Here is a 12,545-nt window from a genome sequence, read left to right as displayed (position 1 = left end):
AGTTCCGGGCGGGGGCCGTCGGCGAGATTGGGCTGGGTCGCCGGCACCGTGCGCCCGGCCGTGCTGTGGTCCTGCGTGGACATGCGGTCTCCTTCCCCCTGCGGGCACGTGTCGCGCCGAGATGTGGGTGGGGCCTTTACCACCATAGATCGGGCGGCTTGGACCGAAATGAACAGTGTTGCTGTGAATTGCCGGTTGCCGCCGGACGTGGCTATTAAGGTGGCTCTTCGTGGGCAGCAACCTGTTAGCCGGGCATGGGAAGTGGATGGCGATCGCGTCGTCGCTGGCCATCTCCGGTGCCATGCTGTACGCCCAGCAGACTCAGCCGGCAGCCGTGCAGGAGCAGGCGTCGCCAGGTGCAGAACTGCCGGCGTTCAACGCCAGCCCGCCGTCCACCCCGGTGCCCACCGAGGCGGAGCTGCTGGCCGCCAGCGCGCCCGCCGATGCCCGGGTGTTCGAGTTCGCGCTGCCCAAGGGGGTCGCCCCCGAGGGCGGGTTGCAGGTCAAGACGATCTGGGCTGCGCGGGCGATCTCGGCGATGTTCCCGGAGATCACCACGATCGGCGGCTACCGTCAGGACCCGCTGAAATGGCACCCCAACGGGCTTGCGATCGACGTGATGATCCCGGATCACAACAGCGAGGAAGGCATCGCCCTGGGCAACCAGATCGCCGGCTACGCGCTGGCCAACGCCGAGCGCTGGGGGGTACTGCACGTCATCTGGCGCCAGGGTTTCTACCCCGGGATCGGCGCGCCGAGCTGGACCGCCGACTACGGGTCGGAGACGCTGAACCACTTCGACCATATTCACATCGCCACCGACGGCGGCGGGTATCCCACCGGGCGCGAGTCCTATTTCATCGCCTCGATGCGGCGCTGACTCACGCCGCCACCGCATCTCCGCAGGCGAAGATCGCTCCCGACACCCGGCCCTCGCTGCATACCAGCGCGACCAGTTCGGGGGTGGACGCCTGCTCCGGAGACTCGGGGAAGCTCGGCGGTGCCGGCGGCCACAGCGGGAAGATACGGGCACCGGTCACACCGGTGAGCCGGGCGACGATCTGCGCCACGACGTTGGTGCCGACATAGGCCAGGCCGCCGATGAACTTGACGGGGATGATCGCCAGCGCGGCCAGCGGGCTGATCAGAAAGATGTCCCGTTCGGCGATCGACTGCAGCCCGGCGGTGATCCCGGTGGTGATCATGTCCACGTAGTAGGGCACCGACGCGAAGATGGTCCGTGCGCTCAGCGCCAGGTTGGTGCCGATGTCCGGATAGCCGTACTTGCCGATGATGTCCAGCAGGGTCGCCCGCAGCGCGTCGTCGTCGTCGATCGGCGTGACGTCGGCACCGCCGAGGTCGGTCAGCGGCACCCCGTCGAAGTAGGGGGCGGGCGTGTATCCGAACAGGGACAGCGCCGTCGGCGTGACGTCGACGATCGAGTACCTGAGGTTGACGAGGCCCTGGCCGAACAGGTCGGAGTTGCGGGCGACGACGAAGGTCGATGTCTCGTCCGGTGACTGGAAGCCGTGGCCGAGACCTTTCTGCGGTTGGTGACCGTGGTCGGTGACCATGATGATGGTCCATTTCTCACCGGTGAGTGCTTCCCACTCGGTGACGGCGTGCATGATCTCGCCGAGGTTGCGGTCGAAATTCGCCAGTGCGGCAAGGTATTCCGGTGAGTCACCGCCGTAGAGGTGGCCGTTCTCGTCGACGCCGACGAAGTAGCTGAACATGAAGTTGGCGATGTCCGGGCGCGCGGCGGCGATGGCGGCTTCGGTGTGGTCGCCCACTTGGTCGTCGGTGAGCAGCCAGTTGGTGTCACCGGCGACTTGGGCGACGTTGATGACGGTGTCGGCGCCGATTCCGGATGCCGCGATCGCGGAAATCACGTTCCAGTTCGCGATCGACGTCGTCGCGATGGCGCGGTTGCTGAGGCTTTCGAGCTGGGTGAACACCGTCGGCCACTTCTCGTATGTCCACGGGGTGAAGACGTTGTTGATCACGCCGGTCTTCTCACCCCACGCACCGGTCAGGATCGACGACCACGACGGGTTGGAGATGGTGGTGTGGCCGACGATCGTCGACGCGGCGGTGGTGCCGCCCTGCATGAGGCTGAAGAAATTGGTGGTGAGTTCCGGATTGGCCAGCACGCGGCTGAGGTTGGTGCCGTCGACGCCGATCACCAGCACGTTGGGTGTGTCGTCGACGAGGGCCGCGACTTGCGAGGTCACGGCGCTGCGCAGCAGCGCGTTGCGCTCCAACTCGTCCCGGACCGCACCCAGCGACGCGAGCACCGTGGATCCCTGCAGCGGAGTCACCGGTGCCGGCTGCTGCGGCTTGAGCAGGGACCTGACCAGATCGGAGATCAGCGTGACCAGAGTCGGCTTGGCCGCAGCGGGGGTCACCGCTGTCTTCTGCGGCGTTCTCAGGGTCGCGGTCTGGAGCGCGGTCACCGGCGTTGTCCCGGTCTGCGTTCTCGTTGATGGTGCGCCTGAGGCCGCCGCCAGGGCTTCGGCGCCGGGCGATTCCGGTTGGCCGCGGCCGGCCTGCTCCGTCGCACGGTCGGCCTCCGCGGCCGGCTGCGTCGCACGGTCGGCTTCCGCGGCCGCACGGTCGGCCCGGCCGTCCTTCCGCTGAACAAGTGGTCCTACCGAATCGTCGACGTCGTTCGACTCATCTTCGTTGCGGTTTTCGTCTTCGCCGGCGTTTTCGTCGTCGTTCTTGTCGTCGTCTTTTTCGTTGGCGCCGGCGTCTGCGCCCTCGTCGGCGACCTGACCACCGGCGGCGCCGTCGCCGCCGGTGTCCGCACCATCGTCAGCACCGTCGTCCCCGTCACGGTCGGCGTCGCTATCGGCGGAACTGCCGGCCGGTGCGGACGATCCGTCGCCCTGCGTCGAGGATGACGCAGCGCTCGTCGCCGAGGAGCCGCCCGTCGAGGAGGCCGACGAGGGTTCGGCAGCGGCGACGCCCGCCGCACCCGCCATCGCCCAGCCCACCCCGAGGGTCACCGCGAGAGCTCCGACTCGTCCGATCTGGCTGGCGTAACCCATGGCAATCCTCCCGACGGAGCACCGGACAACGGCGACGGCGAACCCGGCTGGCTGGACGTTGATTGTGCCGCCCGTAAATTACGCTCCGGGAAGGGCGCGCAGGCCGGGATTCAACGATCTGGTGAGCGCGGGTGTCGGCGGATCAGGCGGAGGGCTCGGATCGGGAGACCGTCACTGCGATGGTCTGCAGGATCTCCTGCGGAGTCTTTCCCAGGGTTGCCTCCATGCCCATCAGCAGCAGAGCCGTCAGATTGATGAAGCCCGTCGTCAGGCCCGCCGCGCCGTCGGGTTCGGACAGATAGTCGTCGATGCGGGCGTGCAGGAATGCGCCGTCCTGGCGGTGGTCGATCCAGGCCGTCATCACGTCGATCGCCCACCGCGTCTTGTCGTCGTCTGCCATCGAGGGCCGCCTTGAACGCCGTTGATTACCTGGCACCGCTGGTATTCCGAGCAGGTCGGCGTCGCGTGGCGGTGTCGCCGTTGTGCGGGGACCGACGCCCTCACCTTAACGCATGAACATGTGTTGTGATGGACAGGTACGTATCGAGAATCATGAGCCGACCAGAGAGGACTTTCATGGCCGAGTACACGTTGCCGGACCTGGACTACGACTACGGCGCGCTGGAGCCGCACATCTCGGGCCAGATCAACGAGATACACCACAGCAAGCACCACGCCACCTACGTCAAGGGCGTCAACGATGCCATCGCCAAGCTTGAGGAGGCGCGGGCCGGTGGAGACCACGGCGCGATCTTCCTCAACGAGAAGAACCTGGCTTTCCATCTCGGCGGACACGTCAACCACACGATCTGGTGGAAGAACCTGTCCCCCAACGGCGGCGACAAGCCCACCGGTGACCTCGCGGCCGCGATCGACGACCAATTCGGATCGTTCGACAACTTCCGCGCGCAGTTCACCGCGGCGGCCAACGGACTGCAGGGCTCGGGGTGGGCGGTACTGGGTTACGACACCCTCGGCGACCGCCTGCTGACCTTCCAGCTCTACGACCAGCAGGCCAACGTCCCGCTCGGCATCATCCCGCTGCTGCAGGTCGACATGTGGGAGCACGCCTACTACCTGCAGTACAAGAACGTGAAAGCCGACTACGTCAAGGCGTTCTGGAACGTCGTGAACTGGGAGGATGTGCAGAGCCGCTTTGCGGCCGCGACCAGCAAGGCACAGGGTCTCATCTTCTGAGAGCTGCGCTCCCTGGTGAGACCAGTGGCGCCCGGGCCGGCCCTCGGGTCGATCCGGGCGCCACGGTCACCCCGCGCCGAGGCGTGACACACCGTCTCCTGTAGCCGACTGCTGCGCCGCGGCGGTGCCCACGGTCGTGTCCGCGCGACTGCCTGCCGGCGACACCGAATTCTGTTGCTTTCCTGTGGTTTTGGCCGCCCATCCGGCATAAGCGAGCGCCACGCTGGCGGCCGAGTACACCACGGCTTCGGCCCACGCGTAGTTCGCACTCCATCGTCGTCCCAGAAATACCGGCTCGGTCATCACGCCCGTGGAGATTGCCACCGCGTAGGCGGCGTGCGCATATGCCAGTGCGGCAAATGATCCCGATAAGAATTTGTACGTTTCCCGTCTCATCAGGCCCCCTTCGTCCTCACGCCGTCGCTTCGTCGGCGAATGTGCTCACCGCAACGGTGATCTCAGTGTCGGGGTCACACATGGCGTGCAATTAGAGGCCAACGACCCTATCTGGGCCGGCCGCGGTCACCAGACGACCCGTAGCCGCAGTCCCGGCGCGCTATCCTTGCTCACGGCCCCGGGGGGAGACGTCGTGTCCTGGCAGCAGATTGAGCCCTTTCTGGTGGCCTTGGCGATCGGTCTGTTGCTTGGCCTGGAGCGCGAACGCAGCCACGCGCGCACGCTTCCCGCTGGTTCGCGTTCGTTCGCGTTGCTGGCGTTGGCCGGTGTGACCGCGGCGAGCATCGACGGATACGCGGTGGCGATCGGCCTTGCCGGCGTGGCCGCGCTGATGGTGGTCGCCTACTACCGCGCCAGCGACGATGACCCGGGGACAACCACGGTGCTCGCCGGCGTGGTCGCATATCTGCTTGGGGTGCTGACTCTAGACCGCGCGGCACTGGCGGTGGCCCTTGCCGTGATTGTCGCTGTCCTGTTGGTATCGAAGGAGCGCATTCACCGCTTCGCCCGTGAGATTGTCAGCGAGGTCGAGGTCGAGGATGCGATCAAGTTCTTGGTGGTGGCCTTCGTCATCCTGCCGCTACTCCCCAACCGCGCGCTGGGTCCTTACGGCGTCCTCAACCCGTCGAAGGTGTGGCTGCTGGTCGTTCTGCTCACCGGCATCGGATGGCTGGGTTATCTCGGTGTCCGGGCTCTCGGCCCCGCACGCGGCCTGCTGATCACCGGGCTGGCCGGCGGTTTCGTCTCTGCGACGGCAACCACGGCGTCGATGGGCCGGCTCAGCCGCACCATGTCCAGCATGCGGGCACCGCTGGCCAGTGCGCTACTGGCAAGTCTCGCCACCTTCGGACAGCTGCTCATCGTGATCGCTGTCGTCGACGTCGACGTGTTGCGGCAGTTGTGGCTTCCGGTGATCACCGGAGCAGCTACGTTGATCCTTGTCGCCGTTGTCGTCTATCGGGGCGCCGGAGCCGGGCCGCCCTCCGATGGCGCCGGTAACCCCGCGGGAAGCGATCACCGAAGCGCCGGGCCGGCACCGGCAGCCCGGCCGTTCGCGTTGCGGCCCGCGCTGATTCTGGCAGCGGTGCTCACCCTCGCTCTACTGGTAGGCCGTTGGGGCGGCGCAGTTCTCGGCCCGCAAGGAACCATTCTGGCCTCCTTGGCCGCCGGTCTCGCCGATGCGCACGCCGGTGCGGTCGCAGCTGCCAGCCTGGCCGCCCAGGGCGACGTCACGGTCGACACAGCCCTGATCGCGATCGGTGCGGCGCTGGGTTCCAATGTGATCGTCAAGGGCGTCCTTGCGTTCACCGCCGGGGGGCGCGACTTCGGGCTGAGGTACCTCGCCGCCATGGCCGCGCCGAGTCTGGTGTTCGGCGTGGCGTTGACCATGGTCATCATCGGCTGAGCCGTCGGTTCTTGCCCCTGGCGCCAACTCACCGCTTTTCGACGAGGCCGCCGACGTGGTTCAGATCTGACCGTGAGCCCCATTCGCGCACCCGCCGGCGATCCGGGAGTCCTCGGTTCTGCCGAGGCTTGTCACGGCCGGGTTGGCGAGACGGCCGTCGCGATGCGGTCCAGTGCGGTGACGTTGACGCGGTAGTACGCCCATTTTCCGCGCTGATCGCGGCTGACCAGGCCGGCATCGACCAGCATCTTCATGTGGTGTGACACCGTGGGCTGACTCAGCCCGAGCGGTCCGGTGAGATCGCAAATGCAGGATTCGCCGCCCTCGGAGGCCGCGATCAGGGAGACCAGTTTGACCCGTGCGGGGTCGGCGAGCGCCTTGAATACGGCGGCGAGACGCTCGGCGGCTGCGGTGTCGAGCACGCCACCGGTCAACGGCGAGCAGCAGGCGGTCACGTCACCGGAGGTCAACGGGGCGGTCGTGGTGGCCATGGCTCCCATGATGACACACGCATTGACAAACATCGATGGGTCAAGCACGATCGGATTCATCGAAAGATGTCGATGGAAGGAGTACAGATGTCGGAGCTTCCCGTCGTGGTGATCGGCGCCGGACCGTTGGGTCTGGCGGCGGCAGCGCACCTGCTCGAGCGCGGACTGACCCCGTTGGTGTTGGAGGCCGGCGCGGGTCCCGGGTCCGCGGTCCAGCACTGGGAGCATGTCCGCACCTTCTCGCCATGGCCCGAACTGGTCGACCCGGCCGCTGCTCGGCTGCTGGAACCCACGGGCTGGACCGCTCCCGAGTCCGGGTTCCCGACCGGCCGGAACTGGATCGACGACTACCTGGCGCCGCTGGCCGACGCCCTGGGCGCACGTGTGCAGTTCGGCGCGCGTGTGGAGGCGGTGTCCCGGCTGGGCCGGGACCGGCTGGTCAGCCCGGGCCGCGCCGAGTCCCCGTTCATCGTGCACGTCAGCGGGGTCGGCGGAACTGAGTGTCGGGTGCAGGCGCGCGCGGTCATCGATGCGTCGGGCACCTGGGGCCAACCGAATCCGGCGGGTGCCGACGGTGTTCCGGCGATCGGGGAACGCGCGGCCGCGGCCGCCGGTGTGCTGACCTACGTGCCGCCGACCCCGGCGCAGGCCTCGGAGTGGGCGGGCAAGCATGTGGTGATCGTCGGCAGTGGCCACTCCGCGATGACGGCGGTGATCCAGCTCGGTGAGGTGGTGCGCCGGGATCCGTCGACGACGGTGACCTGGCTGCTGCGTCGCGGGATGGTCGGCGACACCTTCGGCGGCGGCGCCGCCGATGAACTGCCGCAGCGCGGCGCCCTGGGCGTGCGATCCAAAGAAGCCGTCGAGGATGGCAGGGTGTCGCTGCTGACCGGGTTCCGCACGGAGCGCGTCGACCTGTCAGACGGTCGAGCGCTGGTGGGGGCCGAGGACGGGCGCGTACTATCGCCCGCCGACCACGTGGTGGTGCTCACCGGGTTCCGGCCGGACCTGTCGTTCCTGTCCGAGATGCGCCTCGAGTTGGATCCGATCCTGCAGGCGCCGGTCCGATTGGCCGGCTCCATCGATCCGAACATGCACTCCTGCGGCAGTGTGCTGCCCCACGGCGCGGCCGAACTCGCCCACCCCGAGCCCGACCTGTACATCGTGGGGATGAAGTCCTACGGCAGGGCCCCCACCTTTCTGGCCATGACCGGTTACGAGCAGGTCCGCAGTATCGCTGCCAAACTGGCCGGCGATGACGAGGCCGCCCGACGCGTCGAGTTGACGCTCCCCGACACCGGGGTGTGCAACGGGGCCGGGCTCTTCGACAGTCCCGAAGCTGAGAACACCGGCGGCGGATGCTGCGGGCCGGTCCCGTCGGCACCGCAACCGTTGTCGCTCAACCCGATTGGCGGATGATCACGGGGATTTCTCCCGGGCCGGCCGGCAATGCTGATGGGCTGCGCTGGGTGCTGGTGACGCTGTGTATCACCGAGATCACCAGCTGGGGTGTGTTGTACTACGCCTTCACGGTGCTGTCCGGTCAGATCAGCGCCGACACCGGCTGGTCGGCCCCTGCGGTCACCGCGGCGTTTTCGGCCGGACTGGTGACGTCGGCGCTGGTGGGTGTGCCGGTCGGGCGGTGGCTCGACCGCATCGGCCCCCGTCGGATCATGACCGCCGGGTCCATTCTCGGCGTCCTGTCGGTGCTCGCGGTAGCGGCAGCGCCGAGCTACGGCTGGTTCGCCGCGGCGTGGCTGCTGGCCGGGGTGGCGATGAGTGCGGTGTTCTACGCCCCGGCGTTCGCCGCGCTGACCCGGTTCTACGGCGCCGGTGCCGTGCGGGCACTGACGGTGCTGACGCTCGTCGCGGGATTCGCCAGCACCGTCTTCGCGCCCGTCACCGCCGCGCTGAGCGCCCAGATGAGTTGGCGCCAGAGTTATCTCGTTCTGGCGGCCGTCCTGGCAACGATCACCATCCCGGCACATTTCTTCGGTCTGCGACGCCCGTGGCCCTCGCTCACTGTCGAACATCACGTGGAGCCACCCACGCGTACGGCGCGGAGTTGGCCCTTTCTGGCACTGATCGCGGCCTTCGCCCTCGCCGGGCTCGCCTCGTACGCGGTCATCGCCAATATGGTGCCGTTGATGGATCAGCGCGGCATCAGCACCGGCGCGGCGGCGGTCGCGCTCGGCTTGGGCGGTGCAGGCCAGGTTCTGGGCCGCCTCGGCTACGCCGCATTGGTGCGGCGCGTCGGCGTCGTGCCCCGCACGGTGCTGATCATCACCGGCGTCGCCGCCACCACCGCGATGTTGGGGATGTTCACCGCCTACGGCGCGCTGCTGGCGGTGGCCATCGGCGCCGGGATCATGCGCGGCATCATGACTCTGCTGCAGGCGACCGCCGTCACCGAGCGTTGGGGCGCCTCGCACTACGGTCACCTGAGCGGCATTCTGAATGCCCCGGTGATGATCGCCACCGCGGTCGGACCGTTCGTCGGCGCCGGCCTGGCCAGCCTGCTCGGCGGGTACGACGCCATGTTCGTCGCGCTCGGTGCGATCGCCGCCGCCGGCGCGCTGCTGGCAGCGGCTTCCCGACCGCGAGCCGACGCGCGGGCACCCCGCGCGAGTACCCGGTCTCGCCGGTAAACTTGCGGAGCCGATATCGGATTCAACAACCCGGGATTGACTGCGATGCGCGAGTTTCAGCGGGGAGCCGTGCGGGTGCACATCTTGCACCACGCGGCCGAACACGGCGTTCATGGCGCCTGGCTGACCGCCGAGTTGGCGCGCCACGGCTATGACATCAGTCCGGGCACGCTGTACCCGACGTTGCATCGTCTGGAGGCCGAGGGCCTGCTGTCCTCAACGCAGCGTGTCGTCGACGGCCGAACTCGGCGTATCTATCGCGCCACCCGTGCGGGTAGGAAAGCCTTGGAGCAGGACCGCGTTGCGCTGCGCGAACTCGCCCGTGAGGTGCTGGGCGACCCCGGGGTCTAGACGAGGCGCGGCGCCGTCGTCCCCGCGGATGCAGCGGGCGGGCGCCCCGGTCAGGACTGAGATGCGCGTCGTGAGGCGACTTTTCTGATGGCATACACCGCCGCACCCAGGCCCAGCACCGCCAGACCGGCGAGCGCTGAAGTCAGGGGCACTGCGAACGCCAGCACCACACAACCGGTGAACCCGATGAGCGGAACGGCCGCCCGCGGGCGCCCCTCCTCGGCGGTCAGGGTCCAGGCAGACGCGTTGGCGATCGCGTAGTAGACGAGCACGGCGAACGACGAGAACCCGATCGCTTCCCGCAGATCGACGGTGGCGGCCAGCACCGCAACGATCACCCCGACAGCGATCTCAGCGCGGTGCGGCACCGCGAAGCGCGGATGCACGACGGCCAGTGGCGCAGGCAGGTGGCGGTCACGGGCCATCGCCAGGGTCGTGCGTGAGACACCGAGGATCAACGCCAGCAGGGATCCCAATGCGGCCAGCACCGCGGCGACCCCGACCACAGGGACGAGCCACGGGTGGCCGGTGGCGCGAACCGCCTCGACAAGCGGTGCCGCCGACTGCGCCAGACCGTCGGGCCCCAAGGCCGCCAGAACAGCAGCGGCGACCAGCCCGTAGACGATCAGGGTGATGACCAAAGCCGTGACGATGGCCCGCGGAATGGCGGTCGTCGGGTTACGCACTTCCTCACCGAGGGTGGCGATCCGCGCGTATCCGGCGAAAGCGAAGAACAGCAGCGCCGCCGCCTGCAGCACACCACCCGCTGACACACTCTGTGTCACAGACAGATTCGCGAAATCGCTGGTGTCCGAAGCGAACACCGACACCACGACAGCGGCCAGTACGGTCAACACCACCGCCACGATAGCCCGGGTCACCCACGCGGATTTCTGGACACCGAAGTAGTTGACTGCGGTCAGGGCCAGAACCGCGGCTACCGCCACCGCGTGCGCGTGCGCCGGCCACGCATAGAGCCCGACGGTCAACGCAATTGCCGCGCAGGACGCGGTCTTGCCGACCACGAATCCCCACCCCGCCAGATATCCCCAGAAGTCGCCCAACCGCTCGCGGCCGTATACGTAGGTACCCCCGGATGCCGGATACCGCGCCGCCAGCCGTGCCGATGACACCGCATTGCAGTAGGCGACCACACCGGCGATCACCAGCCCGATCAGTAGGCCCGCACCAGCGGCCTGCGCCGCCGGGCCCAACGCGGCGAACACCCCCGCCCCGACCATCGCCCCCAAACCGACCACGACCGCATCGCCGACGCCCAGGCTCCGCCGCAACTCGCCACCGGACACACCGGCCGTCTTATCCCCCGCCATGTTGCTCCGTAGCCGTCACCGCTCCCATTTTATGCTCCCCGATATCGGAGTTCGATACCGGTTCCGGTGAGCAGTGCGTGAACTCCCCGCACCGCCGCCGGCGACCGCGGCCGGCTCGTGGCAACGGCCGCGGTCCGGCTACGGACGCCGTCCTGTCAGGTGAACGCTTTCGACCGCAGCTCGCGGGTCCATGACTGAGCGGCCATCTGTGTGGCATCCCAGGGGGATCCCAGTGGCGGAGTGTAGGACAGGTCGAGGTCCGAGAGGGCCTCGACGGTCATCTCATGGAACAGTGCGGTGGCATAGGTGTCGACCCGCTTGGCAACCTCGGCGCTCCGGCGCCCGATCAGCTGTGCGCCGAGCAGTCGACCGCTGCGTTCATCACCGGTGATGCGGATGTGGATGGGGGTCGCACCCGGGTAGTACGCCTTGTGGTCGTCCGGTGCCGCAGAGGTCGTGACGGGTGTCCAGTCGCGACCCGCCGCGAGTACTTCGTGATCGCGCAGGCCGGTGCGGGCAGCCACCAGATCGAACACCTTGACGACCTGGGTGCCGAGGCTCCCGGCGAAACGCGCCGAGCCTCCGAGTGCGTTCTCCCCGGCGACGCGGCCCTGCTTGTGCGCGGTGGTACCGAGAGGCAGCCAGGTGACCCCCAGCAGGCGGTGGTGGGTGTGGACGCAGTCACCGGCGGCGAACACATCGGGCAGATTGGTGCGCATCGCCTCATCCACGGCGATGGCGCCTTTGACACCCAGCTCGGCGCCGGCGTCGACGGCCAGCTCCACATCGGGTCGCACACCGACCACGACGAGCACGAAATCCACTGTCTTCTCGATGGTTTGGCCGTGCTGGGTGGCGGTGACGGCGATCGCACCGGTGTCGGTACGGGCGATGCGGGTGACCGTGGTGTTGGTCAGGACCTGCACACCGTGGCGGTGCAGTTCGTCGTGGACAAGCGTGCCCAACTCGCGGTCGACGGTGGGTAACACCTCGGGAAGCGCCTCGATCTGGGTTACGGCGATACCGCGCGTGGTGAGCGCCTCGGCCATCTCAAGGCCGATGTAGCCGGCACCGATGATGGCCGCGGTGGCCGGTTGACGTTCCTCCAGCGACTGCATGACGGCGAAGGTGTCGCCCATCGAATGCAGCAGATGCACACCGTCGGCGGGGCCGAGCGCCTCAGGTCCGGTCAACCCGTCGATCGGTGGGCGTGCGCTGACCGCGCCGGTTCCCACAACCAACGCGTCGTACGACAACTCGGCGGGCGCGCCGGTCGCGTCGAGAACGTCGAGAGTGTGCTCGGCGACGTTGATTCGGGTGGCCCGGGTGTCGGTGAGCACCCGCATGCCGGTGGCGGCCAGATCGTCGGCGGTGCGGTGGGCCAGATCGGTCCAGTGGGTGACTTCACCGGAGACGTAGTACGGGATGCCGCAGATCGAGAAGTTCGGGAACGCGTCGGCGACGACGACGGTCACGTCGGTGCCGGGGTCGAGTTCTCGGATGCGCAGCGCGGCGCTGATTCCGGCGTCACTGCCACCGATGGCGACGATATGGCGTGCGGGCATGACGAAGTCTCCTCGGTAGGTCCAGAGCGGAAAAGGTTGTGCTGCCGC

At 68.1% G+C, this 12,545-nt stretch carries 12 protein-coding genes; 6 read left to right on the top strand and 6 right to left on the bottom strand.

Annotated features, from left to right (window positions below; all coding sequences use genetic code 11):
* Positions 1-265: 265 nt before the first annotated feature.
* Positions 266-880: a VldE C-terminal domain-containing protein gene (locus ACNUDN_RS14110; protein WP_419125167.1), complete on the top strand. Its 615-nt coding sequence runs from the start codon at positions 266-268 to the stop codon at positions 878-880.
* Position 881: 1 nt separating this feature from the next.
* Here ACNUDN_RS14110 and ACNUDN_RS14105 read toward each other — a convergent pair whose 3' ends face one another.
* A complete protein-coding gene (locus ACNUDN_RS14105) occupies positions 882-3,053 on the bottom strand; it encodes an alkaline phosphatase family protein (protein ID WP_419122512.1) in 2,172 nt (723 codons plus the stop codon).
* Positions 3,054-3,195: 142 nt separating this feature from the next.
* The gene (locus ACNUDN_RS14100) at positions 3,196-3,453 is read right to left on the bottom strand and encodes a hypothetical protein (protein WP_419122511.1); all 258 of its coding nucleotides are present in this window, start codon (positions 3,451-3,453) and stop codon (positions 3,196-3,198) included.
* A gap of 176 nt (positions 3,454-3,629) precedes the next feature.
* On the opposite strand from ACNUDN_RS14100, the gene ACNUDN_RS14095 reads away from it, so the two are divergent.
* A complete protein-coding gene (locus ACNUDN_RS14095; RefSeq protein WP_419125166.1) occupies positions 3,630-4,250 on the top strand; it encodes a superoxide dismutase in 621 nt (206 codons plus the stop codon).
* A gap of 66 nt (positions 4,251-4,316) precedes the next feature.
* Here ACNUDN_RS14095 and ACNUDN_RS14090 read toward each other — a convergent pair whose 3' ends face one another.
* On the bottom strand, positions 4,317-4,646 hold the full coding sequence (locus ACNUDN_RS14090) for a hypothetical protein (protein ID WP_419122510.1): 330 nt from the start codon (positions 4,644-4,646) through the stop codon (positions 4,317-4,319).
* A gap of 193 nt (positions 4,647-4,839) precedes the next feature.
* On the opposite strand from ACNUDN_RS14090, the gene ACNUDN_RS14085 reads away from it, so the two are divergent.
* Positions 4,840-6,111 carry an MgtC/SapB family protein gene (locus ACNUDN_RS14085; protein WP_419122509.1) on the top strand — a complete coding sequence of 424 codons (1,272 nt, stop codon included), beginning with the start codon at positions 4,840-4,842 and terminating at the stop codon, positions 6,109-6,111.
* Positions 6,112-6,242: 131 nt separating this feature from the next.
* On the opposite strand, the gene ACNUDN_RS14080 is transcribed toward ACNUDN_RS14085, so the two are convergent.
* Positions 6,243-6,602, bottom strand: coding sequence for a metalloregulator ArsR/SmtB family transcription factor (locus ACNUDN_RS14080; protein ID WP_419122508.1), 360 nt, complete (start codon positions 6,600-6,602; stop codon positions 6,243-6,245).
* Positions 6,603-6,689: 87 nt separating this feature from the next.
* Between ACNUDN_RS14080 and ACNUDN_RS14075 the strand changes: the two genes are divergently transcribed.
* Genes ACNUDN_RS14075 through ACNUDN_RS14065 form a run of 3 tightly spaced genes read left to right on the top strand, consistent with a single transcriptional unit; the run spans position 6,690 to position 9,601 of the window.
* Positions 6,690-8,021 carry an NAD(P)-binding domain-containing protein gene (locus ACNUDN_RS14075; RefSeq protein ID WP_431960058.1) on the top strand — a complete coding sequence of 444 codons (1,332 nt, stop codon included), beginning with the start codon at positions 6,690-6,692 and terminating at the stop codon, positions 8,019-8,021.
* Positions 8,018-9,250 (top strand): MFS transporter, encoded by a 1,233-nt coding sequence (locus ACNUDN_RS14070; RefSeq protein ID WP_419122507.1) that lies wholly within the window; start codon positions 8,018-8,020, stop codon positions 9,248-9,250. Before ACNUDN_RS14075 ends, ACNUDN_RS14070 begins: the two co-directional genes overlap by 4 nt.
* A gap of 45 nt (positions 9,251-9,295) precedes the next feature.
* Positions 9,296-9,601, top strand: coding sequence for an Rv3488 family transcriptional regulator (locus ACNUDN_RS14065; protein WP_419122506.1), 306 nt, complete (start codon positions 9,296-9,298; stop codon positions 9,599-9,601).
* A gap of 50 nt (positions 9,602-9,651) precedes the next feature.
* Here the strand turns inward: ACNUDN_RS14065 and ACNUDN_RS14060 are convergent, their stop codons facing one another.
* Together ACNUDN_RS14060 and ACNUDN_RS14055 are read right to left on the bottom strand one after the other, a co-directional pair.
* Complete coding sequence (locus ACNUDN_RS14060; protein ID WP_419122505.1) at positions 9,652-10,932, bottom strand: APC family permease; 1,281 nt, start codon at positions 10,930-10,932, stop codon at positions 9,652-9,654.
* 155 nt (positions 10,933-11,087) lie between these two features.
* Complete coding sequence (locus tag ACNUDN_RS14055) at positions 11,088-12,497, bottom strand: FAD-dependent oxidoreductase (RefSeq protein ID WP_419122504.1); 1,410 nt, start codon at positions 12,495-12,497, stop codon at positions 11,088-11,090.
* Positions 12,498-12,545: the final 48 nt, after the last annotated feature.

The organism is Mycobacterium sp. smrl_JER01, assembly GCF_048513595.2.
In the GTDB taxonomy this organism is placed as follows: Bacteria; Actinomycetota; Actinomycetes; order Mycobacteriales; family Mycobacteriaceae; genus Mycobacterium.
The sequence above is the reverse complement of the archived record's forward strand: the minus strand, read 5'-3'. Positions and strand labels throughout refer to the sequence as shown.

Coding starts and splice junctions, on each gene's coding strand:
- ACNUDN_RS14100 (WP_419122511.1), bottom strand. CDS start 3,453: ATGGCAGACGACGACAAGACGCGGTGGGCGATCGACGTGATGACGGCC.
- ACNUDN_RS14080 (WP_419122508.1), bottom strand. CDS start 6,602: ATGGCCACCACGACCGCCCCGTTGACCTCCGGTGACGTGACCGCCTGC.
- ACNUDN_RS14095 (WP_419125166.1), top strand. CDS start 3,630: ATGGCCGAGTACACGTTGCCGGACCTGGACTACGACTACGGCGCGCTG.
- ACNUDN_RS14075 (WP_431960058.1), top strand. CDS start 6,690: ATGTCGGAGCTTCCCGTCGTGGTGATCGGCGCCGGACCGTTGGGTCTG.
- ACNUDN_RS14055 (WP_419122504.1), bottom strand. CDS start 12,497: ATGCCCGCACGCCATATCGTCGCCATCGGTGGCAGTGACGCCGGAATC.
- ACNUDN_RS14105 (WP_419122512.1), bottom strand. CDS start 3,053: ATGGGTTACGCCAGCCAGATCGGACGAGTCGGAGCTCTCGCGGTGACC.
- ACNUDN_RS14060 (WP_419122505.1), bottom strand. CDS start 10,932: ATGGCGGGGGATAAGACGGCCGGTGTGTCCGGTGGCGAGTTGCGGCGG.
- ACNUDN_RS14065 (WP_419122506.1), top strand. CDS start 9,296: ATGCGCGAGTTTCAGCGGGGAGCCGTGCGGGTGCACATCTTGCACCAC.
- ACNUDN_RS14070 (WP_419122507.1), top strand. CDS start 8,018: ATGATCACGGGGATTTCTCCCGGGCCGGCCGGCAATGCTGATGGGCTG.
- ACNUDN_RS14090 (WP_419122510.1), bottom strand. CDS start 4,646: ATGAGACGGGAAACGTACAAATTCTTATCGGGATCATTTGCCGCACTG.
- ACNUDN_RS14110 (WP_419125167.1), top strand. CDS start 266: ATGGCGATCGCGTCGTCGCTGGCCATCTCCGGTGCCATGCTGTACGCC.